The following is a 21,026-nucleotide window of genomic DNA, read 5'->3' as shown; positions in this document are numbered from 1 at the left end:
AGGATGAAGAGCGTCAACCCCGCCACCGGCGAAATCATCGCCACCCATGAGGAACTGGACGCGGCGGGGATCGAGGCGCGCCTGTCGCGCGCGGCGGCCGGATTTGCGCGCTGGCGGTTGAGCGGCCTGGACGAGCGGACGGCGTTGCTGGCGCGGCTGGCGGATGGCTTTGCCGCCCATCGCGACGAACTGGCGGCGATGGCGACGGCGGAAATGGGCAAGACGCTGAAATCGGCGCTGGCGGAGGTCGACAAATGCGCGGCCCTGTTCCGCCATCTGGCGCAGGCCGGGCCGGACATGCTGGCGCCGTCGTCCATTCCGCTGGCGGCGGGCGGCCGGGCGGAAACGCGCTGGTTGCCGCTGGGGCCGGTGCTGGCGGTGATGCCGTGGAACTTCCCCTATTGGCAGGTCGCCCGGTTCCTTGCTCCGACGATTTTGGCGGGCAATGTCGGCCTGCTCAAACATGCGAGCAATGTGCAGGGCGCGGCCGCGTTGATCGAGCGCATGGTCAAGGAAGCCGGCGCGCCGGCGGGCGTGTTCCAGAACCTGCCCATCCGGTCCGGGCCGGTCGGCGCGATCATCGCCGACGACCGGGTCGCTGCGGTGACGCTGACGGGGAGCGAGGCGGCAGGGCAGGCGGTGGCGGAGCAGGCGGGGCGGGCGCTGAAGAAGGTCGTGCTGGAACTGGGCGGGTCGGACCCGTTCATCGTCATGCCATCGGCCGATCTGGACGATGCGGTGAGCAAGGCGGTGACCGCGCGTATCCAGAATACGGGGCAGTCCTGCATCTGCGGCAAGCGGATGATCGTGCATGAGGCGATCCATGACGATTTTCGCGACCGTTTCGTCGCGGCGATGGCGGCGGTGAAGGCGGGCGATCCGCTGGACCCGGCGAGCGACATCGGGCCGTTGTCAAGCGAGGAGCAGCGGCGCACGGTGCAGGCCCAGCTTTGGAAGATGAAGGCGGCGGGCGCGACCCTGACCGGGGGCGAGGCGCTGGCGGGACCGGGCGCCTATATGACCGCCGGGGTGCTGGAGGACGTGCCGGTGGACGGCGACCTGATGGCGGAGGAGATTTTCGGCCCCATCGCCATGTTGTTCAGGGTGACGGACATCGACGATGCGATCCGCGTCGCCAACGCCATCCCCTTTGGCCTGGGGTCTTCGGTATGGACGCGCGACGTTGCCGAGCAGGAGCGCTTCGTGCGCGACATCGCGGCGGGCATGACCGCGATCAACCAGGTCATGGCGTCAGCGCCCGAAGCGCCCTTTGGCGGGATCAAGCGATCGGGCCATGGACGCGAACTGGGCGCGGCGGGGCTGCATGCGTTCATGAACCAGAAGACCGTGCTGCGCGCCGATTGAAGCGGCGGGCGCGGTTTCCATTCTCGCTCCCCTTGACGTCGGCCTTGGGCGCGCTATTTTGAAGACTGCGGACCGGGCCCCTCTGGCGGCGCCTGACCTTCAGGCATCGTGATGTCGGACCGCATCGGGCAAGGCCCGGTGCAGTCATGGGGACAAACGGTTCGAAATCCCCGCCACCGGTTCAGGCCCGATCGAAATTGTTTCGATTGAGGAGCTTTACCGATGGCGATCAACGCCCGTTTTCATCGTTTGAGCAATGTCCACCGCGCCGTGGACGAGCATATCCGCACCGAACGCCGCAAGGCGCGGCCCGATGGCTGGCGGCTGTTGCGGCTGGCCGCGCTGCGCGCCCGCGTCAAGGCGCGGCTGACCGCGCTGCTCGGCGGGTCGTCCACCCCTTCCACCCGCCATCAGGCCTTCGGCTGAGGCCGGAACAGGACCGGTTTTGGGCGGTTATACCGAACGAAACCGGTCCTGCCGTGCGCATGAAAAGGGGACTTTATGGAATTTCTGGACCTGTTGTGGCTGGGCAAGCCCGCCTGGATGTGGCTGGCCTTCATCGCCGTCATCATCACATTGCTGGTGCTCGACCTGGGCGTGGTGAACCGCAAGGACCATGAGATCGGCGTCAGGGAAAGCCTGAAGCTGTCGGCTTTCTATATCTTCGTCGGCCTCGCCTTTGGCGGCTGGGTCGCGTGGGAAATGGGGCGGGAGGCGGGCGTCGCCTATCTGACCGGTTTCGTCGTCGAAAAATCGCTCGCGCTCGACAATGTGTTCGTCATCGCGATGATTTTCGCCGCCTTTGGCGTGCCGCGAGAATATCAGCACCGGGTGCTGTTCTGGGGCATATTGGGCGTGATCGTGCTGCGCGCGGTGATGATCGGGCTGGGCGCGGCGATGGTCGAGCATATCAGCTGGACCATGTATCTGTTCTCCGCGATCCTGATCTTCACCGGCATCAAGATGTTGATGACGGTGAACGAGGAGCAGGATGTGGCCAACAGCGCGCTGCTGCGCTTCCTGCGCCGTCATCTGCGCGTGACGGAAAGGGTGGAGGGCCATCATTTCTTCGTGCGCCGGGCGGACAAGGCGACGGGGCGGAGCCTGCTTTATGTGACGCCGCTGTTCCTGGCGCTGGTGATGATCGAGATTGCCGACGTCATCTTTGCGGTGGATTCGGTGCCCGCCATCTTCGCCATCACCACCGATCCCTATCTGGTCTACACGTCCAACATCTTTGCGATACTGGGCCTGCGCGCGCTCTATTTCGCGCTGGCGGCGATGGTGCATCGCTTCCATTACCTGAAATATGCGCTGGGCGCCCTGCTGGTGTTCATCGGCGGCAAGATATTGGTCGCCGACGCGCTGGGCATCGGCAAGGTGCCGCCCTCGATCTCGCTGGGGGTGACCGCCGTGCTGCTGGCCGGCGGCATCGGCTGGTCGATGTGGAAGACGCGGGGCGACGCGCCGACGCCGGCATCGGCCTGAGGGTGCGACTGGCGGCGCGCGGCCCGGCGGGTTAGGGATGCGGCATGGCATCCCTGACCACCGACGCGATCATCTGTGCGGTTCGCCACCATGGCGAGCATGGCGCGATCGCGCGGGGGATGACGGCGGACCATGGGCTGATCGCGGGCTATGTGCGCGGCGGCCGGTCGCGGGCGATGCGGCCGGTGCTGATGCCGGGCAATTTGGTGCGGGCGGAGTTCCGCGCGCGCACGGCCGATCAGCTTGCGTCGCTGACCGTCGAACTGGCGCACAGCCGCGCGCCGCTGCTGGCCGAGCCTCTGCCCGCCGCCGCCATCGACTGGACCTGTGCGCTGACCGCCGCCGCGCTCCCCGAAGGGACGCCCTATCCGGCGCTGCATGAGGCGCTGGGCGGCGTGCTGGGCGCGGTGGAGGCGGCGCCCGCCGCGCGCGGATGGGCGGCGGCGCTGGTGCGATATGAGCTGTTGCTGCTCGCCGAACTGGGGTTCGGGCTGGACCTGACGCGCTGTGCGGCGACGGGCGACGCCGACGACCTCGCCTATGTGTCGCCGCGCAGCGCGGCGGCGGTCAGCCGGGCGGGGGCGGTGGGATATGCGCATTTGCTGCTGCCCTTGCCCGCTTTCCTGATCGAGGGGGGAGCGGGCGACTGGCCGCAGATCATGGACGGGATGCGGCTGACCGGCTTTTTTCTGGAACGGTCGGTGCTGACCGAGCGGCGCGCCGATGTGCTGGCCGCGCGCGAAAGGCTGGTCGATCGGCTGAAAAGGGCGGTTGCGTGAAACCGCCTGTCTCCATAAGGGGCAGCCACGCAATATAAGGAGTTCCGCCCCATGTTGATCGCCCTGTTCGCCGGAGACGGCATCGGCCCCGAAATCGTCGCGCAGGCCAAGCGCGTGCTCGATGCGCTGGCGATCCCGGGCATCAGCTATGAGGAAGGGCTGGTCGGCGGCGCGGCCTACAAGGCGGTCGGCCATCCGCTGCCGCCCGAGACGCTGGCGCTGGCGAAGCGCGCCGACGCCATATTGTTCGGCGCGGTGGGCGACCCGGATTGCGACGCCCTGGAACGGCATCTGCGCCCGGAACAGGCGATTTTGGGCCTGCGCAAGGAATTGGGCCTGTTTTCCAACCTGCGCCCGGCCAAGGTTTTCCCGGAACTGGCCGACGCTTCGGCGCTGAAGAAGGAGGTGGCGAGCGCCATCGACCTTCTGATCGTGCGGGAGACGAACGGCGACGTCTATTTCGGCGAAAAGGGTTTCCGCACCACCGCCGACGGCCTGCGCGAAGGTTATGACATCATGTCCTATAATGAGGCGGAGGTCCGCCGGATCGCCCATGCCGGGTTCCTGGCGGCGCGCGCGCGCCGGGGCAAGCTGTGTTCGGTGGACAAGGCCAATGTGCTGGAGACCAGCCAGCTCTGGCGCGACGTGGTGATCGAGGTGTCGGCCGACTATCCCGATGTCCAACTGTCGCACATGTATGTCGACAATGCCGCGATGCAGCTGGTCCGCAACCCCGGCCAGTTCGACGTCATCGTGACGGGGAACCTGTTCGGCGACATATTGTCGGATCAGGCGAGCATGTGCGTCGGCTCCATCGGCATGTTGGCGTCGGCGACGATGAACGAGGGCAGGCAGGGCCTGTATGAACCGATCCATGGTTCCGCCCCCGACATTGCCGGGCAGGGCAAGGCCAATCCGCTGGCAACGGTCCTGTCGGCGGCGATGATGCTGCGTTACTCGCTCGGCCTTTCCGCCGAGGCGGATCGCATCGAGGCCGCCGTGGCCAGGGCGCTGGCCAATGGCGCGCGCAGCGCCGATCTGGGCGGGACCATGTCCACGGTGGAAATGGGCGACGCGGTCCTTTCGGCATTGTGACCGGCGCGGGGGGCGATGAGCCCCGCCCTCCGGCTGTGACGGAGTATGGCCCTTGACCGACCTTTCGCTGGCATCCCTGCGCGCCGCGCAAGCCATGATCCGCGCGCAGATGCCGCCGACGCCGCAATATGCCTGGCCGCTGCTGGGCGAGCGGGCGGGGTGCCAATTGTGGGTCAAGCATGAGAATCATACGCCGACCGGCGCTTTCAAGGTGCGCGGGGCGATCACCTATATCGACTGGCTGCGCCGCACCCACCCGGAGGTAAAGGGCATCATCACCGCAACGCGCGGCAACCATGGCCAGGCGCAGGCGCGGGCGGCGAAGGCGGCGGGCCTGTCGGTCACCATCGTCGTGCCGCGTGGCAATGCGCGGGAAAAGAATGCGGCGATGCGCGCATTCGGCGCGAACCTGATCGAACATGGCCATGATTTCGACAGCGCCAAGGTGGAAGCCGCGCGGATGGCGGCCGAGCAGGGGCTGTTCATGGTCCCGGCCTGGCACGGCGAACTGGTGCGCGGGGTCGCCAGCTATGGGCTGGAACTGTTCGACGCGGTTCCCGACCTTGATACGGTTTATGTGCCCGTGGGGTGCGGTTCGGGCCTGTGCGGCACCATCGCCGCACGCGATGCGCTGGGGCTGAAGACCAGGGTCGTGGGCGTCGTATCGGCGCATGTCGATGCGGCCAAACGGTCTTTCGAGGCCGGGCGGCTGATCGCCAGCGACAGCGCCAACACTTTTGCCGATGGCGTGGCGGTGTGCACCCCGGTGCAGGGGGCGCTCGACTATTTCGGGCCGCGCGCCGACCGCTTCGTGGCGGTCACCGACGATGAGGTCGCCGAAGCCATCCGCATTTACTGGCAGGACACGCATAACGCCGCCGAAGGGGCCGGCGCGGTTGCGCTGGCCGCGCTGCTCAAGGAAAAGGACGCGATGGCGGGCAAGAAGGTTGCGGTTATCCTGTCGGGCGGTAATGGCGACATGAGCCAGATGGCGGAAATTTTGGGCGGCGCGACGCCGCGGGTTAATCAGGACGTGCGGAAAGCGATATGAAGAAGAAAACGGGTCAGGACCGGTCGATCACCCAGAACTGGAAACCCGCCACGCTGGCGGTGCGGGGCGGCACCGCGCGCACCGAATATGGCGAGACGTCGGAAGCCCTGTTCCTGACCAGCGGCTATAGCTATGACCGGGCCGAGGACGCCGCCGCGCGCTTTGCCGGGGAGCAGGTCGGCATGACCTATTCCCGGCTTCAGAACCCGACGGTCGAAATGCTGGAGCAGCGCATCGCCCTGCTGGAAGGGGCCGAAGCCTGTCGCGCCACGGCGACCGGCATGGCGGCGATGACGGCGGCTTTGCTGTGCCAGTTGTCGGCGGGCGACCATGTGGTCGCGGGCAAGGCGCTGTTCGGTTCCTGCCGCTGGTTGACCGACACGCTGCTGCCCAAATTCGGGATCGAGACGACAACGGTGGACGCCACCGACAACGCGGCATGGGAAGCGGCGATCCGCCCCAACACCAAGGTTTTCTTCTTCGAAACGCCTGCCAACCCCACCATGGATGTCGCTGATCTGGCGGCGATCTGTGCGATCGCCAAGGCGCATGGCATCGTCAGCGTGGTCGACAACGCATTCGCCACGCCGGCGCTGCAGCGGCCGATGGATTTTGGCGCGGATGTCGTCGCCTATAGCGCGACCAAGATGATGGACGGGCAGGGCCGGGTGCTGGCCGGCGCCATTTGCGGGACGGAAGAGTTCATCGTCAACACGCTGTTGCCGTTCCACCGCAACACCGGGCCGACGCTGTCCGCGTTCAACGCCTGGGTCGTGCTGAAAGGGCTGGAGACGCTGGATCTGCGCATCCGCCGCCAGAGCGAGAATGCGCTGAAGGTCGCGCAATTCCTTGAGGGGCGGGTGGCGAAGGTGCTGTATCCGGGGCTGGAGAGCCATCCGCAGCACGGCCTGGCGATGAAGCAGATGGCGATGGCCGGGCCGATTTTCTCCCTCTATGTCGGCGGCGGCCGGGCGGAGGCGCATGGCCTGCTCAACGGCCTGCAACTGGTGGATATTTCCAACAATATCGGCGATTCGCGGTCGTTGATGACGCATCCGGCCTCCACCACCCATTATGGCATGGCGGAAGCGGCGCGGCTGGAGGTCGGGATCACCGAGGACATGTTGCGCCTGAACGTCGGGCTGGAGGATGCCGACGACGTGATCGCCGATCTGGATCAGGCGCTGGCGTCGATAGGGCGTTGACGGACAAGGGGTTTAGGGCGCATTCCTGCGATCGTGAATCCGCTCTTCCCCTTCCACGCGGTAACCCGCGACATCACCGTTCATGTGGCGGTGACATTCCTGCCCGAACAGTCGGAGCCGGACCGGGGACGCTGGTTCTGGGCCTATCATATCCGCATTGAAAATCAGGGCGCCCAGCCGGTGCAGTTGCTGACCCGAAGCTGGACCATCACCGACGGGCGCGGCGTGCAGAGCCGGGTGCAGGGCGAGGGCGTGGTGGGCGAGCAGCCGGTGGTGCAGCCGGGCAAAAGCTATGACTATGTTTCAGGATGCCCGCTGGCGACGCCGACCGGCGCGATGCAGGGCAGCTATCACATGATCGGCGCCAATGGCGAGACGTTCGACGTCGCCATCCCCCGTTTCGCGCTGATCGCCCCGGCGGTGGCCGAATGAAGCGCACGCATTTGCCGCTCAACGGCCTGCGCGTGCTGGATGCGGCCGCGCGCCACCTGTCCTTCACCCGCGCCGCCGACGAACTGGCGGTGACGCCCGCCGCCGTGGGGCAGCAGATCCGCGCGCTGGAGGACATGCTGGGCGTGGTGCTGTTCCGCCGCACGCCCAAGGGGCTGGAACTGACGCCGGAAACGGAGGCGGGGCTGGAAGCGTTGCGCGCCGGTTTCCTGCAATTTGAAGAGGCCGTGCGGGCGATGCAGGCGGGCCAGTCCAGCCTGTCGCTGACCATCGCCGCGCCGCGCGACATATCCGCCAAATGGCTGCAACCGCGCCTTGCCGCCTATGCCGCGCGGGTGCCGGACCTCAAATTCTCGCTCGTTCCCGCCGACGATGCGCTGGACTTTACCGAAGCCAATCTGGACATCGCGCTGCGCCTGGCCGACGGGCCGGGCGAGCATGAAGGCGTGGCCGTGGGCGACGCGCTGTTCGTGACGGTGGAGGCGCCGGGCGGCGGCCTGTCGTCGCGGATCGAGTGGCCGGGATGCCAGCGCGAGGATGATGATGCGATCATCCGCGTCGCGGACGCAGGGCTGGCGATCGACGCGGCGGCGGCGGGCTTCGGCCGCGCGACCGTGCCCTTGTTGCTGGCGCAGGCCGACATCGCCGCCGGGCGGGTGCGGGCCGTGGGCGATCCGGTGGCGGTGGGCCAGTCCTACTGGCTGATCGCGCCCTTGCCGCAATGGCGGCAAAAAAAGGTCAAGGCGCTGGTCGAGGCGCTGATGGCCTGAGCTTTTCATCGAAAGCGGGGGAATATCAATGACGTTGGTCAGGACTATGGCGGCCGCGATGCTGGCGCTGGCGGTGGTGGGTTGCGCCAAGGACGACAAGGACGGCAACGCCGCCGCGCCCTCCAATACAGCCGCCGCCAATGCGAGCCCGGCGAATGAAGCGGCGCCGGTCGCTGCGCCGGAGGGCGACAACGCCGCCAACGCCGCCGCCCCCGGGGAGGCCAGTGGCAGCGACCCGGAGTCGGCGATGTATGGCGATTGCTATCTGAAGGTCGATGGCAAGGTGTATATCGACATCAAGAAGGATTGCCCGATGTTCCCGCTGAACGACGGGAAGGGCGGCCTGATCGTCAATTCCGACGGCGAGGAACTGCTGGGCGATTATTTCGCCTATCTCCAGCCCAATGGCGACGGCACGGCCAGCGCGAGCTGGAACGAGGAAAAGGGCGCGACCCATGCCCAGGCGCCGCTGTCGGAGACGCTGAAGCGCGACGGCGCCTGCTGGTATGACAAGCGGGTGCGAATCTGCGCGACGAAGCGCTGATCTTTCGACCGGGAGCCTGCTTCGCATAGGCGCGGTGTCAGGTCGCGACATGGCTGTCTGAGGCGATGACGCGACCGTCGATCAGGCGGCGGCGACGCCCTCCGCCTCGACCACATCGTCGCCCGCATAGACACCCTGAACGCGCACCCGTTTTTCGACATGGTCGACGGGCACGCGCAGCAGGACGAGGCGGAATATGCCGCCATGGTCGCGGCTCAGATAGAAACCGGCGGCGTCGCGTTGGAGCCGCCCGGTTTCGTCAATATGGGCGCCAATTGCGGTCATTCGCGTCAGTCTAGAGCGTTTTTCACACCCTTGCCAGCGAGGATGCCGAGCACGAGGAACAGCACGAACACGGCGATGGCGATAAAGAACAATATCTTGGCGATGCCGACAAAGGCGCCGGCCGCGCCGCCAAAGCCCAAAAGGGCGAGAACGGCGGCAATGACGAGGGAGAGCAGGGCGAGTTTCAGCATGGGAGGGGGCCTTTATCCTGGAAGGGATGATGCGATGATAAACCCGCGAAACCAGTCCGAAGTTCCGCTTCCCTTGAGGGGCAGGCCCGCCGCCGTTCAAAGCGCCGTATTGGACAGGAGGGTGAGCGCGCGCACCATGAGCGCGTGAAAGGCGGCTTCGTCGACCAGCGCGGCAGGGTTGTTCCAACTGGCCGTCAACGCGACCCACTGGCCGTCGCGCCGTTGGCCGAGGAAATTCATGGCGATGACGCCGGGTTCCGATCCGCCCTTGTAGCCCAGCCATGCCCAGCGCGCGGCGTCGGCGGGGCCGATAGCGGGGTTGATCGCCATGATCGGCAGCGCGTCGTCGCCATGGGCGCGCAGCCAGTCGAGCAGGCGGACCATGTCCATGGGCGCGGCGAACCATTCGATGCTGTCGATGGCGACGGGCTTTTCGGCGACCTGTCCGACGTCGATGCTGCTGGCGGAGAAGCGCCCGGCGGATTCGGCCAGCAATGCGGCGCGCTGGCTGGCGTCGGCGCTGGCCCAGCGGTCGCGCAGGTCGCGATGGGCTGGCATTTTCAGCGCGAAGGCTTCGGTGGTGGTGAGCAGCGGCAGGGCGCGGTCGGGCGCGGCGTGGCCGGTGAGGGCGAGCATCGCGTCGACCTTGCCTCGCCCCAGCGCCAGCATCAGCGTGTCGCTGGCGCCATTGTCGCTTTCCGCGATCATCGCGGCGGCGAGGCTGTGGAGCGTCATCGGGGCATTGTCGGGATAGCGGCTGAGGCGGCCGGAAAAGCTCCTGTGGGCGAGCGGGGCGATGTCGCTCCAGCGCCGTTCTCCGGCGGCGGTCGCGCGGGCGAGTTCGGCCAGCACATAGAGTTTGAAGGAGGAGGCGACGGCCATGGGGCGCTCAGCGTCGCGAGCGAGGATGACGGTCGGCGCGCCATCGCCCAGCCGGGCGGCGGCGAAGGCGACATTTCCGGGCAGGGCGGCAAGATCGGCCGCGACCTTGGCCAGCGTGTCGCCCGCCTGTTTGACGCCGGTCAGGCGCAGACCGATGACCCGGTGCGGCGCGGCGGGCGCGAGGACAAGCTGAAAACCCAGCGTCGCGCGGGCATAGCGGACCTCCACCGACCCGCTGGTCGGGCCATCGGGCGTGACCGCGCCCAATGCCGTGAGCGGCCCATGATCCTTGCGCCAGCCTTCGGTGAGCGCCCGCCACTGCGCGACCGGCACGGCGTTGAGGAAGACGGGGGAGAAGAAATCCTCCTCCCCGCCGGGCGCGCGCAGGCGTTCGACCAGTTGGGCGGCGCGGGCGGGGTAATCGGGCGCGGGTTGCGCTTCGGCGGGATGGGGCAGGAGGACGGCGAGGAGGAGCAGGAGGAGGGGCCAGAGGGCGGCGGCGATGCGGCGTCCGCGATGGCTCCGAAGCTGTTTCAACGTCCATTCCTCCTTCGTCATGCCGAACTTGTTTCAGCATCCGACTGGCCCGGCAAGTATTTGTCGGGTTGGGCGATGCGGGTAAATTTCGTGCTGGGGTGGGAGGTTTGCGTAATGGCGGCTTTTGAACTCAAGCCATCGGATTGCGGAATGTCTGCTTTGCCAATACCCTTTCCCGATGGGATGGATCGTCGAAATTGCGGTCGATTGGATTTGGACCGGCGTCATCGTTGCAGCATATCGACGTTATGGGTTGATCGCTGCCGCTGTCGTCTTCCTAGGCCCATTGGTTCTGCTTGCGCTTCTGGTCGCCCTTCTTCTGACCGCAGGATAGAGTGCGATGGTTGGGGAACTGCCGCCAATTTACCCCTCTCTCCTCGGGGAGAGGGCTGCGGAGACTTGGCGGCTTGCTGCCTGGTCGTAGCTGGGTGAGGGGGGCGACAGGCTATCGTTGCGCCAATCCCCCTCATCCAACTCCGCCTAACCGCTGCGCGGTAAGGCTCCATATCCTTCTCCCCCCAAGGGAGAAGGAATGACTTATTTTGGTCGCGTCGCGCCGTCATCCCGGATCAAGTCCGGGATGACGATTGAGAGATGTCGGTTCCGGGGTTGGCCGTTGCGCTGGTGATCGACCGGTTCTGGTCGTTTGCAGACCGCCAGTTTTGTCCACGCCGCCCAAGACCTCGACGAGAGTCACTCGCCTCGCGTCGACCTTCGCTGGGGTGACGAGCTTTGTGGGCGCGGCCTGCGCCTCGCGCGCGTCAGGCGTCGATGGCTTCTTCGTCCACCGCTGCGGCGTTTTCCTGGATGAAGGCGAAGCGGTGGGCGGGGTTGTTGCCCATGAGGCGGTCGACGAGATCGCGCACGGCCTGCCGGTCCTCTATGTCGGGGGGCAGGGTGATGCGGATGAGGCTGCGGGTCTTGGGGTCCATGGTGGTTTCGCGCAGCTGCATCGGGTTCATTTCGCCCAGACCCTTGAAGCGGCTGACGTCCACCTTCTTGCCCTTGAACTCCTTGCGCATGATCTCTTCGCGATGGGCGTCGTCCATGGCATAGAGGCTCTTGCCCCCGGCGACGAGGCGGTAGAGCGGCGGCTGGGCGAGGTAGAGATGGCCGCGCCGCACCAGTTCGGGCATTTCCTGAAAGAAGAAGGTCATCAGCAGGGTGGCGATATGGGCGCCGTCGACATCGGCGTCGGTCATGATGACGATGCGCTGATACCGCAGATTGTCGGGGTTGCAATCCTTGCGCGTGCCGCAGCCCAGCGCCAGGATCATGTCGGCGATTTCCTGATTGGCGAGGATCTTCGCCGCATTGGCCGACGCCACGTTCAAAATCTTGCCGCGCAGGGGCAGGATCGCCTGCGTCTTGCGGTCGCGCGCCTGTTTGGCCGAGCCGCCGGCCGAATCCCCTTCAACGAGGAAGATTTCGGTGCCTTCGGGATCGTCGGTGGAACAGTCGGTCAGCTTGCCGGGCAGGCGCAGCTTGCGCGCGCTGGTCGCGGTCTTGCGCTTGACCTCCTTCTCCTGCTTGCGCTTGAGGCGCTCGTCCATGCGGTCGAGCACATAGGCGAGCAGCGCCTTGCCCCGGTCCATATTGTCGGAGAGGAAATGGTCGAAATGGTCGCGGACGGCGTTTTCGACCAGCCGGGCGGCCTCCGGGCTGGTCAGCCGATCCTTGGTCTGGCTCTGGAACTGGGGATCGCGGACGAAGACCGACAACATGATTTCCGATGAGGTCATCACGTCGTCAGCGGTGATGTCCTTCGCCTTCTTTTGCCCGATGAGGTCGGCAAAGGCGCGGATGCCCTTGACCAGTGCGGTGCGCAGGCCCGCTTCATGGGTGCCGCCATCGGGGGTGGGGATGGTGTTGCAATACCAGCTATAGCTGCCGTCCGACCAGAGCGGCCAGGCGACGGCCCATTCGACGCGACCCGCTTCGCCGGGAAAATCCTGTCGCCCCGAGAAGAATTGGGTGGTGGCGCATTCGCGGTCGCCCAGTTGTTCCTGGAGATGATCGGCCAGGCCGCCGGGAAACTGGAACACGGCTTCGGCGGGCGTGTCGTCCGAAATGAGTTCGGGCGCGCATTTCCAGCGTATCTCGACGCCCGCGAACAGATAGGCCTTTGACCGGGCGAGGCGATAGAGGCGGGCGGGCTTGAATTTTTGTTCGCCGAAAATCTGGGTGTCGGGGACGAAGGCGACCGACGTGCCCCGGCGGTTGGGGGCGCCGCCGACCTTGATGAGGTCGCTCTGCGGCAGGCCCTTCGAGAAGGTCTGACGGAACAGTTCCTTGTTGCGGGCGACCTCCACCACGGTTTCGGAGGACAGGGCGTTGACCACCGAAATGCCGACGCCATGCAGGCCGCCGGAGGTGGCGTAAGCCTTGCCCTCGAACTTGCCGCCCGAATGGAGGGTGGTGAGGATCACCTCCAGCGCCGATTTGCCGGGGAATTTGGGATGCGGATCGACCGGGATGCCCCGGCCATTGTCGGTGATGGTCAGGCGGTTGCCCGGCTCCAGCGTCACTTCGATCCGGCTGGCATGGCCCGCGACGGCTTCGTCCATGCAATTGTCGAGCACTTCGGCGGCGAGATGGTGGAAGGCGCGTTCGTCGGTGCCGCCGATATACATGCCGGGGCGGCGGCGCACCGGCTCCAGCCCTTCGAGCACCTCGATGGCGGAGGCGTCATAGCCGGTGGAGGGGGTGGAGGCGCTGTCGAAGAGGTCGTCGGACATGGCCATGAAGCTATAGGCAGGCGCGCGGCGGGCGCAAGCGTTGCGACACGGGCGGCGCAGCAATGAAATGTTACAATGGCGAATGAAACAAAGCGGTGGCGGGCGACGTTATGACCGGCGCAATGGGGCAAGGCCCCCAGGTGAGGAGATTTCCCGATGAAGAGCAACTTGATCGCGCCGCTTGGCGCCACCCTGGCGTTTGTCCTGGCGGCCCCCGCCATGGCGCAGGATGGCGGCGCTCCGGTGGACTGGACCGGCCCCTATGTCGGCGGTTCCTTTGGCTATAATTTCCAGAAGGGCGATGGCCAGGAACATATCCGCTTCGACACCGATGGCGACGGCGATTTCCACGATGTCGTGACGACGACCAGCGGCGCCAACGCCTTTTCGCCCGGCACCTGCGGCGGCGGGGCGCTGGGCCGCACGCCCGCTTCGGGTTGCAAGGACGACAAGGACGCCATCGGCTGGATGGGGCATGTCGGTTACGACAGGCAGTTCGGCAGCATCGTGGTGGGCGTCGTGGCGGAAGCGGGCAGGGCCTATGTCGACGACAAGGTGACGGAATTTTCCACCACCCCGGCCTTTTACACCATGCGCCGCAGCATCGACTGGAACGGCAATCTGCGCGCGCGGCTGGGCTATACCACGCCGGGCGGGATCATGCCCTACATCACCGGCGGCCTTGCCTATGCCAAGGTGAAGAATGGTTTCACGACGAGCAATGGCGCGAACAGCTTTACGGAGGTCAACCGCAAGGAAGATGGATGGGGCTGGACCATGGGCGGCGGCGTCGAGGCCAAGGTGTCCGACAATTTCTCGATCGGCGCGCGTTACCTGTGGACGCGCTATAATGTCGGCGATTATCGCGTCGATGTCGGCCCCGGCACCGCGCCGGCGACCAACCCCTTCCTGATTACGCCGTCGGGCGGCACCAGCATGAACCGGGGCGACAAGTTCGATACGCAGAGCGTGATGGTGACGACCAGCTTCCGCTTCTAGGCCGGGAGTCCGAAGGAGAAAGGGCCGGTTTTCACGGGGAAAACCGGCCCTTTCTCATGTTTGTGCGGATCAGCGGACGCGCGGGCCGCCAAAGGGCAGCGGCGGGGGCGGGCGGCGGGTGCCGCGCGGCAATTGCGCCTGATAGGCGCGGCCGCAATGTTCGACGCAATAGGGGAAGCCGGGGTTCACCGGTTCGCCGCAGAAATGGAAATCCGGTTCGCCCGGATGGCCCATCGGCCATTTGCAGATCCGTTCCGTCAGGTCGAGCAGGCTGGTCTTGCCCGCGATTTCCGGGCTGGGCTTGGCGGGCACCAGACGGCGGGGCGGGGCGGGCGGAATCGGCGCCTGCTGATCGCCGGGGCCCTGACGCAGGAAGCCGCCGGGGCCGACCGAAACGATGCGCGGACGGGGCGGTTCGACATCAGCAGCGGGCTGTGCCGGCGCAGGCTCGGCAGCGACGGGCGCGGCCGGTGCGGCGACCGGAGCGGGTTGCGGCGCCGCCGTCGGTTGCGGCGCAGGCTGCGCGGCGACGGGGGCGGCGGGCGCGGCCGGTTCGGGCGCGGGCTTGCGCGGGGCGGCCGCGGCCTTGCGCGGGGCGTCGGCGGCCTTCACCGGCGACGGGCGCGATTGCAGACCCAGGCGGTGCGCCTTGCCGATCACGGCGTTGCGGCTGACGCCGCCCAGTTCCTCGGCAATCTGGCTGGCCGTCAGGCCCTTTTCCCACATGCCCTTGAGCTGTTCGATGCGCTCGTCGGTCCAGGACAAAAGCTAAACTCCTAACAATCGGGTGACTGGCCCCCCATATGGGAAGCGGGCGGGCGCGATGCAAATATGCCGAACGCAGGCCCTTGCAGCCTCAGCCCGCAGCCGATAGTCGATCCAGACATGAACGACCAGCCCCAAAATGCCGCGCGCGCGGCGAATCCGCACCCCTTTCCCGAACCGGGCGTCCCGGTGATCCGGTCGGTCAACTGGCCGGGCGCGCGCGCGCTCTACCTGAAGGAAGTGCGCCGTTTCATGAAGGTGCAGTTGCAGACGGTGTGGGCGCCCGCCGTCACGACGCTGATGTTCCTCATCATCTTCACGCTGGCGCTGGGCGGCGCGGGGCGAACGGTGCTGGGCGTGCCCTTTCCCGACTTCATCGCGCCGGGCCTGATGATCATGGGCATGATGAACAACAGCTTCGCCAACAGCAGTTTTTCCCTGCTGGCGGGCAAGATGCAGGGGACGCTGGTCGATTATCTGATGCCGCCGCTGTCCACCGGCGAGCTGCTGTTTTCGCTGGTGGCGGCCGCGATCACCCGCGCGTTCATGGTGGGCGGAGCGCTTTGGATCGCCATGGCGCTGTGGCCCGGCGTGCATGTGGCGCCCGCGCATCTGTGGGCGATATTGTGGTTCGGGCTGATGGGCGCGGCGCTGACCGCGTTGATCGGCGTGCTGACGTCGATCTGGGCCGACAAGTTCGACCATGCCGCCGCGATCAACAATTTCGTGATCGGGCCGATGACGCTGCTGTCTGGCACATTTTATTCGATCGACAGCCTGTCGCCGCTGTTCCGGGCGATCAGCCACGCCAACCCCTTCTTCTACGCGATCAGCGGCTTTCGCTATGGCTTTGTGTCGGCGACCGATGGCGACGTGCTGGCGGGCAGCATCGTGCTGCTGGCGCTCAATATCGCGCTGGCGGTGGTCTGTTATGCGTTGCTGCGCCGGGGATGGAAGATCAAGGCGTAAAGCGCCCTGTCAGACCAGCCCCGCGACAACCGGCACGACCAGCATCGCTCCGATGACAAGCGCCCCCGCCAGCAGCCAGTGGCGCAGGCGGGGGGTGCCGGTCATGCGACCTGGCTGCCCACGCGGGTCAGCGCAAAGCCGGCCTCGGCCGCTTCGGCGGCGGGGTAGATGTTGCGCAGGTCGACCAGCACCTTCTGCGCCATCGACGCGGCAAGGCGTTTAAGGTCAAGCGCGCGGAAAATATCCCATTCGGTCACCAGCACGAGCGCGTCGGCGCCCTGCGCCGCCTCATAGGCGTCGCCGACCATCGTCACGCCGGGCATCATCGGCGCGGCCACCGCCATACCTTCGGGATCATAGGCGACGACCTTTGCGCCGGCGTCCTCCAGCGCCTGGACGATGGCGATGCTGGGCGCGTCGCGCATATCGTCGGTATTGGGCTTGAAGGTGAGGCCGAGCAGCGCGACCGTCCTGCCCCGCGCGTCGCCGCCCAGCGCCTTCACGATCTTGCGGCCCATGGCGCGCTTGCGCAGGTCGTTCACCTGCACCACGGTTTCGACGATGCGGACGGGCGTGTCATAATCCTGGCCCGTCTTGACGAGGGCCAGCGTGTCCTTGGGGAAGCAGGAGCCGCCATAGCCGGGCCCGGCGTGCAGGAATTTGCTGCCGATGCGGTTATCAAGGCCGATGCCGCGCGCGACATCCTGCACCTGCGCGCCGACCGCTTCGCACAGGTCGGCCATTTCGTTGATGAAGGTGATCTTGGTCGCGAGGAAGGCGTTGGCGGCATATTTGATGAGTTCGGCGGTGCGCCGTCCGGTGAACATCAACGGCGCCTGGTTGAGGCTGAGCGGGCGATAGATCTGGCTCATCACCGCGATCGCCCGTTCGCTGCCCGTGGTGCCGACGACGACGCGGTCGGGCCGCTTGAAGTCGCCGATGGCCGCGCCCTCGCGCAGAAATTCGGGGTTGGACACGACCTGAATGTCAAGGTCGGGGCGCAGTTCACGCGCGATCCGCTCCACTTCGTCGCCGGTGCCCACGGGCACGGTCGATTTGGTGACGATGACGGCGGGCGCGTCCAGCGCCTCCACAATCTCGCGCGCGGCGGCGTAGACATAGGACAGGTCGGCATGGCCGTCGCCCCGGCGCGATGGCGTGCCGACGGCGATGAAGATGGCGTCCGCGCCCTTCACCCCGGCGGCGACATCGGTGGTGAAGGTCAGCCGCCCGGCGGCCGCGTTGGACCCGACCAACTGGTCGAGGCCGGGTTCGTAAATGGGCATCCGGCCGGATTCGATGGCCGCGATCTTGCCCGCGTCCTTGTCGACGCAGACCACGTCATGGCCGAAATCCGCGAAACAGGCTCCCGACACCAGGCCGACATAACCGGTGCCGATCATCGTGATCTTCATATGATATTTGACGTCCCTGGCAGGATGATGGGGTTGAAAGCCCCCTAGCATAGGGGCCAGACATTGCAAAACCATGTGCGCTTCGCGCCGCTCATCTTTTCGTGGCGGTGATGCGTTCAGCCGATGGTTACATTTGTCTGGCAGGGAAGGGCGCGAGACGGGCGATGCGCGAAGGAAGGCGATGAAGGTTGCACTGGTGTTCGGGACGCGGCCCGAAGCGATCAAGATGTTTCCGGTGGTCCATGCCCTGCGCGCGCGGCCGGGGGTGGAAACGCGCGTCATCGTGACGGCGCAGCATCGCGGCCTGCTGGATCAGGTGCTCGACATGGCGGGTATCGCGCCCGACATCGACCTGGACGTGATGACGCCCAACCAGACGCTGGACGGGCTGACGGCGAAGCTGATCGTCGAACTGGGCCATGCGTTCGACGCGGAAAAGCCCGACCGCATTTTGGTGCATGGCGACACGCTGACGACGATGGTGGCGAGCCTGGCCGCCTATTATCGCAAGATTCCGGTCGGCCATGTCGAGGCGGGGCTGCGCAGCGGCGACATTCATCACCCCTGGCCCGAGGAGGTGAACCGGCGCGTGGTCGCCTGCATCGCCGACATGAATTTCGCGCCGACACAGGCGGCGGCCGATGCGCTGCTGGCCGAAAGCCGCGCCGCCGCCAGCATCCATATCACCGGCAATACGGTGATCGACGCGCTGCTGGCGACGCGCGACCGGGTGGTGGCGAATCCGGCGCTGGCGAGCGGGCTGGATGGATTGGCGGCGCGCTTTGCGGGCAAGCGGATCGTGGCGGTGACGAGCCATCGGCGCGAGAATTTCGGCGGCGGCATGGAAAATATCGCCCGCGCCGTGGCCGACATAGCGGCGCGGCCCGATGTGGCGGTGATCTTCCCCGTCCATCCCAACCCCAATGTCCGTTCGGTCATGGATGCGGCGCTGGCGGGACATGACAATGTCGCGATGATCGAACCGCTGGATTATCCGCATTTCGTGCGGCTGCTGGACATGTGCCATCTGGTGCTGACCGACAGCGGCGGGGTGCAGGAGGAAGCGCCGTCGCTGGGCAAGCCGGTGCTGGTGATGCGCGAGACGACCGAGCGGCCCGAAGGCGTGGCGGCGGGCACGGCCAAGCTGGTCGGGACGGACCGCGCGACCATCGTGCGCGAGGTGCTGGCGCTGCTGGACGACGAAGACGCCTATGGCGCGATGGCGCGGGCGCATAATCCGTTCGGCGATGGGAAGGCGGCGGAGCGGATTGCGGAGGTGGCGGCGGCAGGCTGCTGACGACCAAAAATTGCCGTCCCAGACGGCTCAAGAGCATACTGATTGCGGCCATGCTCCCGCTATGGCACGATCAGCCGCAATGAGCAGAAGCAAGCATCAAACTCTCAAGAGCATCTCAGGCAATCAGTCCAAAAGCGAGGTTGATGCCATGTTCGCTGAGGGTGATCACGACGCGATGGAGTGGGTTGAAAAAGGGCGGCTAAAAATCGCTGAGATGCAAAGGCGCGATGCCGATAAAGTGGCTAAGAAAGCAGACTGATCAAGTTCGGCGACGTGTCGCCGTTGGTGCGAGTAGTTCGCTTGCCCAAACAGGCATTCCTCCACATAGGGCCGTCCATTAGAGGTGCCTATGTCACTGCTCGAAGAAAATGCCGAAATCCTTGCAGGGATGCAACGGGATGGCCGTGACCTTGGCGCCTCGCGCCCAGTCGATTTCTCGCATATTTTCCCCAATCAGGCATCCGCAAAAGATTTTGCCGCCCAGTGTGAAAGGGATGGGTTCAAGATCGACGTGATTGAGACCGATCGAGTTGAATGCCCATGGGATGTCACGGTTACGGTAGAAATCGAGCCTTCAGCCGCTAACGTCACATCATGGGAGGAACGCTTCGATACTCTCGCCCAAGCATACGAAGGGCGGGCGGACGGTTGGGGATTCTTTCGGGTCTAATAGGCAGCTTTCTACTGAAAGCTACTCAACAGCGGACATTCCGCTTCCCACCCATCTCCGTCATGCCAGCGAAGGCTGGCATCTCGCTTCTGACGCAACAAAGAGAAGTGCGATCGCTGCCTTCGCAGGGATGACGGCCCAGCTCGCCAGCGTTACCGAAATCTTCAGCTTTTCCGGGCAGGAAAAGGGCCGAAAACATCGGCAATATCAGGACCAATCCATGCCCGTCGACACGCATCAGAAGGTTTCCGTCATCGGTCTGGGCTATATCGGCCTGCCGACCGCCGCGCTGATCGCGCGGGGCGGGGCGAAGGTGGTGGGGGTGGATGTTTCCGCCCATGTCGTCGAGACGGTGAATGAAGGCCGCGTCCATATCGAGGAGGTCGATCTCGACGGGCTGGTGCAGGGCGTGGTCGCGCGCGGCAATCTGCGCGCCAGCCTGACCGTCGAGGAGAGCGACGTCTTCATCATCGCGGTGCCGACGCCGGTGGCGGAGGATCGCGCGCCCGACATTTCCTATGTGCTGAACGCCGCGCGCACGGTCGCCCCGGTGCTGAAGGCGGGGGACACGGTGATCCTCGAATCCACCTCGCCCGTGGGCACGACGGAGGCGATGCGCGACCTGTTCGCGCAGTTGCGCCCGGACCTGAAAATGCCCGCCAGGGGCGTTCAGGGCGACATCGCCATCGCCTATTGCCCGGAGCGCGTGCTGCCCGGCCGCATCCTTGTCGAGCTGATCGACAATGATCGCTGCATCGGCGGCATCACGCCCCGCTGTGCGCGCAAGGCGCTGGGCTTTTACCGCCAGTTCGTGCGCGGCCAGTGCATTACAACGACCGCCCGCGCGGCCGAGATGGTGAAGCTGGTCGAAAACAGCTTCCGCGACGTCAACATCGCCTTTGCCAATGAATTGTCGGTGATCGCCGAGAATATGGGCATCGACGTGTGGGAGGTGATCCGGCTGGCCAATCGCCACCCGCGCGTCAACATATTGTCGCCCGGCCCCGGCGTTGGCGGCCATTGCATCGCCGTCGACCCGTGGTTCATCGTCCATGGCGACCCGCAGAACAGCCGCCTCATTCGCACCGCGCGCGAGGTGAACGACGGCAAGACCGATTATGTGGTGGCGAAGGCGTCCGACCTGATCGACGAATATGCCGGGCAGGACATTGCCTGCCTGGGCCTCGCCTTCAAGGCGAATATCGACGATTTCCGTGAAAGCCCGGCGGTGAAGGTCGCCGCGCGGCTCGCCCGCCGCTATGGCCGCCGGATCAAGCTGGTCGAACCCTATGCCTCCGCGCTGCCGATGGAATTTGCGGGCACCGGCGCGGAACTGATCGACCTCGACAGCGCGCTCGAAAGCTGTGGCGTGTTCGTCATTCTGGTCGACCATGACATGTTCAAATCGGTGCCGCTCGACGAGCGCGGCGACAAGCTGGTTTACGATACGCGCGGCATCTGGCCCGACCAGCCCGCGCCCGCGCCGATGCTGGCGCCCAGCCGCGCGGCGGGTTGAAACCGCCTGCTGCTC

General features: G+C 66.0%; 23 protein-coding genes. 17 read left to right on the top strand and 6 right to left on the bottom strand.

All coding sequences use genetic code 11. The features are described 5' to 3' along the window. Window positions 1-3: 3 nt before the first annotated feature. From GGR44_RS02575 to GGR44_RS02530, 10 genes are all read left to right on the top strand, one after another. Complete coding sequence (locus GGR44_RS02575) at window positions 4-1,365, top strand: NAD-dependent succinate-semialdehyde dehydrogenase (RefSeq protein WP_183953855.1); 1,362 nt, start codon at window positions 4-6, stop codon at window positions 1,363-1,365. A gap of 222 nt (window positions 1,366-1,587) precedes the next feature. Next, window positions 1,588-1,791 carry a hypothetical protein gene (locus GGR44_RS02570; protein ID WP_183953854.1) on the top strand — a complete coding sequence of 68 codons (204 nt, stop codon included), beginning with the start codon at window positions 1,588-1,590 and terminating at the stop codon, window positions 1,789-1,791. 75 nt (window positions 1,792-1,866) lie between these two features. Beyond that, complete coding sequence (locus tag GGR44_RS02565; RefSeq protein ID WP_183953853.1) at window positions 1,867-2,853, top strand: TerC family protein; 987 nt, start codon at window positions 1,867-1,869, stop codon at window positions 2,851-2,853. A gap of 44 nt (window positions 2,854-2,897) precedes the next feature. Further along, a complete protein-coding gene (gene recO, locus GGR44_RS02560; protein ID WP_183953852.1) occupies window positions 2,898-3,632 on the top strand; it encodes a DNA repair protein RecO in 735 nt (244 codons plus the stop codon). Between the two features lie 51 nt (window positions 3,633-3,683). Beyond that, a complete protein-coding gene (leuB, locus tag GGR44_RS02555; protein WP_183953851.1) occupies window positions 3,684-4,727 on the top strand; it encodes a 3-isopropylmalate dehydrogenase in 1,044 nt (347 codons plus the stop codon). Between the two features lie 52 nt (window positions 4,728-4,779). Beyond that, entirely contained in the window at window positions 4,780-5,778 is a 999-nt protein-coding gene (locus GGR44_RS02550) for a threonine dehydratase (protein ID WP_183953850.1), read from the top strand. Beyond that, a complete protein-coding gene (gene metZ / locus GGR44_RS02545; protein ID WP_183953849.1) occupies window positions 5,775-6,983 on the top strand; it encodes an O-succinylhomoserine sulfhydrylase in 1,209 nt (402 codons plus the stop codon). Before GGR44_RS02550 ends, metZ begins: the two co-directional genes overlap by 4 nt. 33 nt (window positions 6,984-7,016) lie before the next feature. Continuing rightward, entirely contained in the window at window positions 7,017-7,415 is a 399-nt protein-coding gene (gene apaG, locus GGR44_RS02540) for a Co2+/Mg2+ efflux protein ApaG (protein WP_183953848.1), read from the top strand. Further along, window positions 7,412-8,203, top strand: a complete 792-nt coding sequence (locus GGR44_RS02535; protein ID WP_183953847.1) for a LysR family transcriptional regulator — start codon at window positions 7,412-7,414, stop codon at window positions 8,201-8,203. The genes apaG and GGR44_RS02535 overlap by 4 nt, the downstream gene beginning before the upstream one ends. A gap of 28 nt (window positions 8,204-8,231) precedes the next feature. Then, window positions 8,232-8,747: a hypothetical protein gene (locus tag GGR44_RS02530; RefSeq protein ID WP_221214235.1), complete on the top strand. Its 516-nt coding sequence runs from the start codon at window positions 8,232-8,234 to the stop codon at window positions 8,745-8,747. Window positions 8,748-8,828: 81 nt separating this feature from the next. Here the strand turns inward: GGR44_RS02530 and GGR44_RS02525 are convergent, their stop codons facing one another. From GGR44_RS02525 to GGR44_RS02515, 3 genes are all read right to left on the bottom strand, one after another. Beyond that, window positions 8,829-9,032: a DUF5818 domain-containing protein gene (locus GGR44_RS02525; RefSeq protein WP_183953846.1), complete on the bottom strand. Its 204-nt coding sequence runs from the start codon at window positions 9,030-9,032 to the stop codon at window positions 8,829-8,831. 5 nt (window positions 9,033-9,037) lie between these two features. Next, on the bottom strand, window positions 9,038-9,223 hold the full coding sequence (locus tag GGR44_RS02520; RefSeq protein WP_183953845.1) for a DUF1328 domain-containing protein: 186 nt from the start codon (window positions 9,221-9,223) through the stop codon (window positions 9,038-9,040). A 96-nt stretch (window positions 9,224-9,319) separates the two neighbouring features. Next, complete coding sequence (locus tag GGR44_RS02515) at window positions 9,320-10,663, bottom strand: serine hydrolase (protein WP_183953844.1); 1,344 nt, start codon at window positions 10,661-10,663, stop codon at window positions 9,320-9,322. A gap of 157 nt (window positions 10,664-10,820) precedes the next feature. Here GGR44_RS02515 and GGR44_RS02510 point away from each other — a divergent pair, with 157 nt between their 5' ends. Further along, complete coding sequence (locus tag GGR44_RS02510; RefSeq protein WP_183953843.1) at window positions 10,821-10,976, top strand: hypothetical protein; 156 nt, start codon at window positions 10,821-10,823, stop codon at window positions 10,974-10,976. Window positions 10,977-11,403: 427 nt separating this feature from the next. Here GGR44_RS02510 and parE read toward each other — a convergent pair whose 3' ends face one another. Then, window positions 11,404-13,380, bottom strand: a complete 1,977-nt coding sequence (gene parE / locus GGR44_RS02505; RefSeq protein WP_183953842.1) for a DNA topoisomerase IV subunit B — start codon at window positions 13,378-13,380, stop codon at window positions 11,404-11,406. Between the two features lie 156 nt (window positions 13,381-13,536). Between parE and GGR44_RS02500 the strand changes: the two genes are divergently transcribed. After that, window positions 13,537-14,379, top strand: a complete 843-nt coding sequence (locus tag GGR44_RS02500) for an outer membrane protein (RefSeq protein WP_183953841.1) — start codon at window positions 13,537-13,539, stop codon at window positions 14,377-14,379. A gap of 69 nt (window positions 14,380-14,448) precedes the next feature. Here the strand turns inward: GGR44_RS02500 and GGR44_RS02495 are convergent, their stop codons facing one another. Next, window positions 14,449-15,144, bottom strand: coding sequence for a GcrA family cell cycle regulator (locus GGR44_RS02495; RefSeq protein ID WP_183953840.1), 696 nt, complete (start codon window positions 15,142-15,144; stop codon window positions 14,449-14,451). A 120-nt stretch (window positions 15,145-15,264) separates the two neighbouring features. Between GGR44_RS02495 and GGR44_RS02490 the strand changes: the two genes are divergently transcribed. After that, window positions 15,265-16,113, top strand: coding sequence for an ABC transporter permease (locus GGR44_RS02490; RefSeq protein WP_183953839.1), 849 nt, complete (start codon window positions 15,265-15,267; stop codon window positions 16,111-16,113). Between the two features lie 101 nt (window positions 16,114-16,214). Here the strand turns inward: GGR44_RS02490 and GGR44_RS02485 are convergent, their stop codons facing one another. Beyond that, window positions 16,215-17,528 carry a UDP-glucose dehydrogenase family protein gene (locus GGR44_RS02485; RefSeq protein ID WP_183953838.1) on the bottom strand — a complete coding sequence of 438 codons (1,314 nt, stop codon included), beginning with the start codon at window positions 17,526-17,528 and terminating at the stop codon, window positions 16,215-16,217. A 181-nt stretch (window positions 17,529-17,709) separates the two neighbouring features. On the opposite strand from GGR44_RS02485, the gene wecB reads away from it, so the two are divergent. From wecB to wecC, 4 genes are all read left to right on the top strand, one after another. Next, the gene (wecB, locus tag GGR44_RS02480) at window positions 17,710-18,825 is read left to right on the top strand and encodes a non-hydrolyzing UDP-N-acetylglucosamine 2-epimerase (protein WP_183953837.1); all 1,116 of its coding nucleotides are present in this window, start codon (window positions 17,710-17,712) and stop codon (window positions 18,823-18,825) included. Window positions 18,826-18,904: 79 nt separating this feature from the next. Further along, window positions 18,905-19,084, top strand: a complete 180-nt coding sequence (locus tag GGR44_RS02475; protein WP_183953836.1) for a hypothetical protein — start codon at window positions 18,905-18,907, stop codon at window positions 19,082-19,084. A 90-nt stretch (window positions 19,085-19,174) separates the two neighbouring features. Next, window positions 19,175-19,495: a ribonuclease E inhibitor RraB gene (locus tag GGR44_RS02470; RefSeq protein WP_183953835.1), complete on the top strand. Its 321-nt coding sequence runs from the start codon at window positions 19,175-19,177 to the stop codon at window positions 19,493-19,495. Window positions 19,496-19,715: 220 nt separating this feature from the next. After that, window positions 19,716-21,011, top strand: coding sequence for a UDP-N-acetyl-D-mannosamine dehydrogenase (gene wecC, locus GGR44_RS02465; protein WP_183954220.1), 1,296 nt, complete (start codon window positions 19,716-19,718; stop codon window positions 21,009-21,011). Window positions 21,012-21,026: the final 15 nt, after the last annotated feature.

This window comes from Sphingobium fontiphilum, assembly GCF_014196635.1.
Classification (GTDB): domain Bacteria; phylum Pseudomonadota; class Alphaproteobacteria; order Sphingomonadales; family Sphingomonadaceae; genus Sphingobium; species Sphingobium fontiphilum.
This window is presented reverse-complemented; position numbering and strand designations above follow the sequence as displayed.

What these genes read in the sequence shown, in the direction of transcription:
- GGR44_RS02575 (WP_183953855.1), top strand. Translation starts at nt 4, where the DNA reads ATGAAGAGCGTCAACCCCGCCACCGGCGAAATCATCGCCACCCATGAG.
- GGR44_RS02570 (WP_183953854.1), top strand. Translation starts at nt 1,588, where the DNA reads ATGGCGATCAACGCCCGTTTTCATCGTTTGAGCAATGTCCACCGCGCC.
- GGR44_RS02565 (WP_183953853.1), top strand. Translation starts at nt 1,867, where the DNA reads ATGGAATTTCTGGACCTGTTGTGGCTGGGCAAGCCCGCCTGGATGTGG.
- recO (WP_183953852.1), top strand. Translation starts at nt 2,898, where the DNA reads ATGGCATCCCTGACCACCGACGCGATCATCTGTGCGGTTCGCCACCAT.
- leuB (WP_183953851.1), top strand. Translation starts at nt 3,684, where the DNA reads ATGTTGATCGCCCTGTTCGCCGGAGACGGCATCGGCCCCGAAATCGTC.
- metZ (WP_183953849.1), top strand. Translation starts at nt 5,775, where the DNA reads ATGAAGAAGAAAACGGGTCAGGACCGGTCGATCACCCAGAACTGGAAA.
- GGR44_RS02535 (WP_183953847.1), top strand. Translation starts at nt 7,412, where the DNA reads ATGAAGCGCACGCATTTGCCGCTCAACGGCCTGCGCGTGCTGGATGCG.
- GGR44_RS02530 (WP_221214235.1), top strand. Translation starts at nt 8,232, where the DNA reads ATGACGTTGGTCAGGACTATGGCGGCCGCGATGCTGGCGCTGGCGGTG.
- GGR44_RS02525 (WP_183953846.1), bottom strand. Translation starts at nt 9,032, where the DNA reads ATGACCGCAATTGGCGCCCATATTGACGAAACCGGGCGGCTCCAACGC.
- GGR44_RS02520 (WP_183953845.1), bottom strand. Translation starts at nt 9,223, where the DNA reads ATGCTGAAACTCGCCCTGCTCTCCCTCGTCATTGCCGCCGTTCTCGCC.
- GGR44_RS02515 (WP_183953844.1), bottom strand. Translation starts at nt 10,663, where the DNA reads ATGACGAAGGAGGAATGGACGTTGAAACAGCTTCGGAGCCATCGCGGA.
- GGR44_RS02510 (WP_183953843.1), top strand. Translation starts at nt 10,821, where the DNA reads ATGGGATGGATCGTCGAAATTGCGGTCGATTGGATTTGGACCGGCGTC.
- parE (WP_183953842.1), bottom strand. Translation starts at nt 13,380, where the DNA reads ATGTCCGACGACCTCTTCGACAGCGCCTCCACCCCCTCCACCGGCTAT.
- GGR44_RS02500 (WP_183953841.1), top strand. Translation starts at nt 13,537, where the DNA reads ATGAAGAGCAACTTGATCGCGCCGCTTGGCGCCACCCTGGCGTTTGTC.
- GGR44_RS02490 (WP_183953839.1), top strand. Translation starts at nt 15,265, where the DNA reads ATGAACGACCAGCCCCAAAATGCCGCGCGCGCGGCGAATCCGCACCCC.
- GGR44_RS02485 (WP_183953838.1), bottom strand. Translation starts at nt 17,528, where the DNA reads ATGAAGATCACGATGATCGGCACCGGTTATGTCGGCCTGGTGTCGGGA.
- wecB (WP_183953837.1), top strand. Translation starts at nt 17,710, where the DNA reads ATGAAGGTTGCACTGGTGTTCGGGACGCGGCCCGAAGCGATCAAGATG.
- GGR44_RS02475 (WP_183953836.1), top strand. Translation starts at nt 18,905, where the DNA reads ATGAGCAGAAGCAAGCATCAAACTCTCAAGAGCATCTCAGGCAATCAG.
- GGR44_RS02470 (WP_183953835.1), top strand. Translation starts at nt 19,175, where the DNA reads ATGTCACTGCTCGAAGAAAATGCCGAAATCCTTGCAGGGATGCAACGG.
- wecC (WP_183954220.1), top strand. Translation starts at nt 19,716, where the DNA reads ATGCCCGTCGACACGCATCAGAAGGTTTCCGTCATCGGTCTGGGCTAT.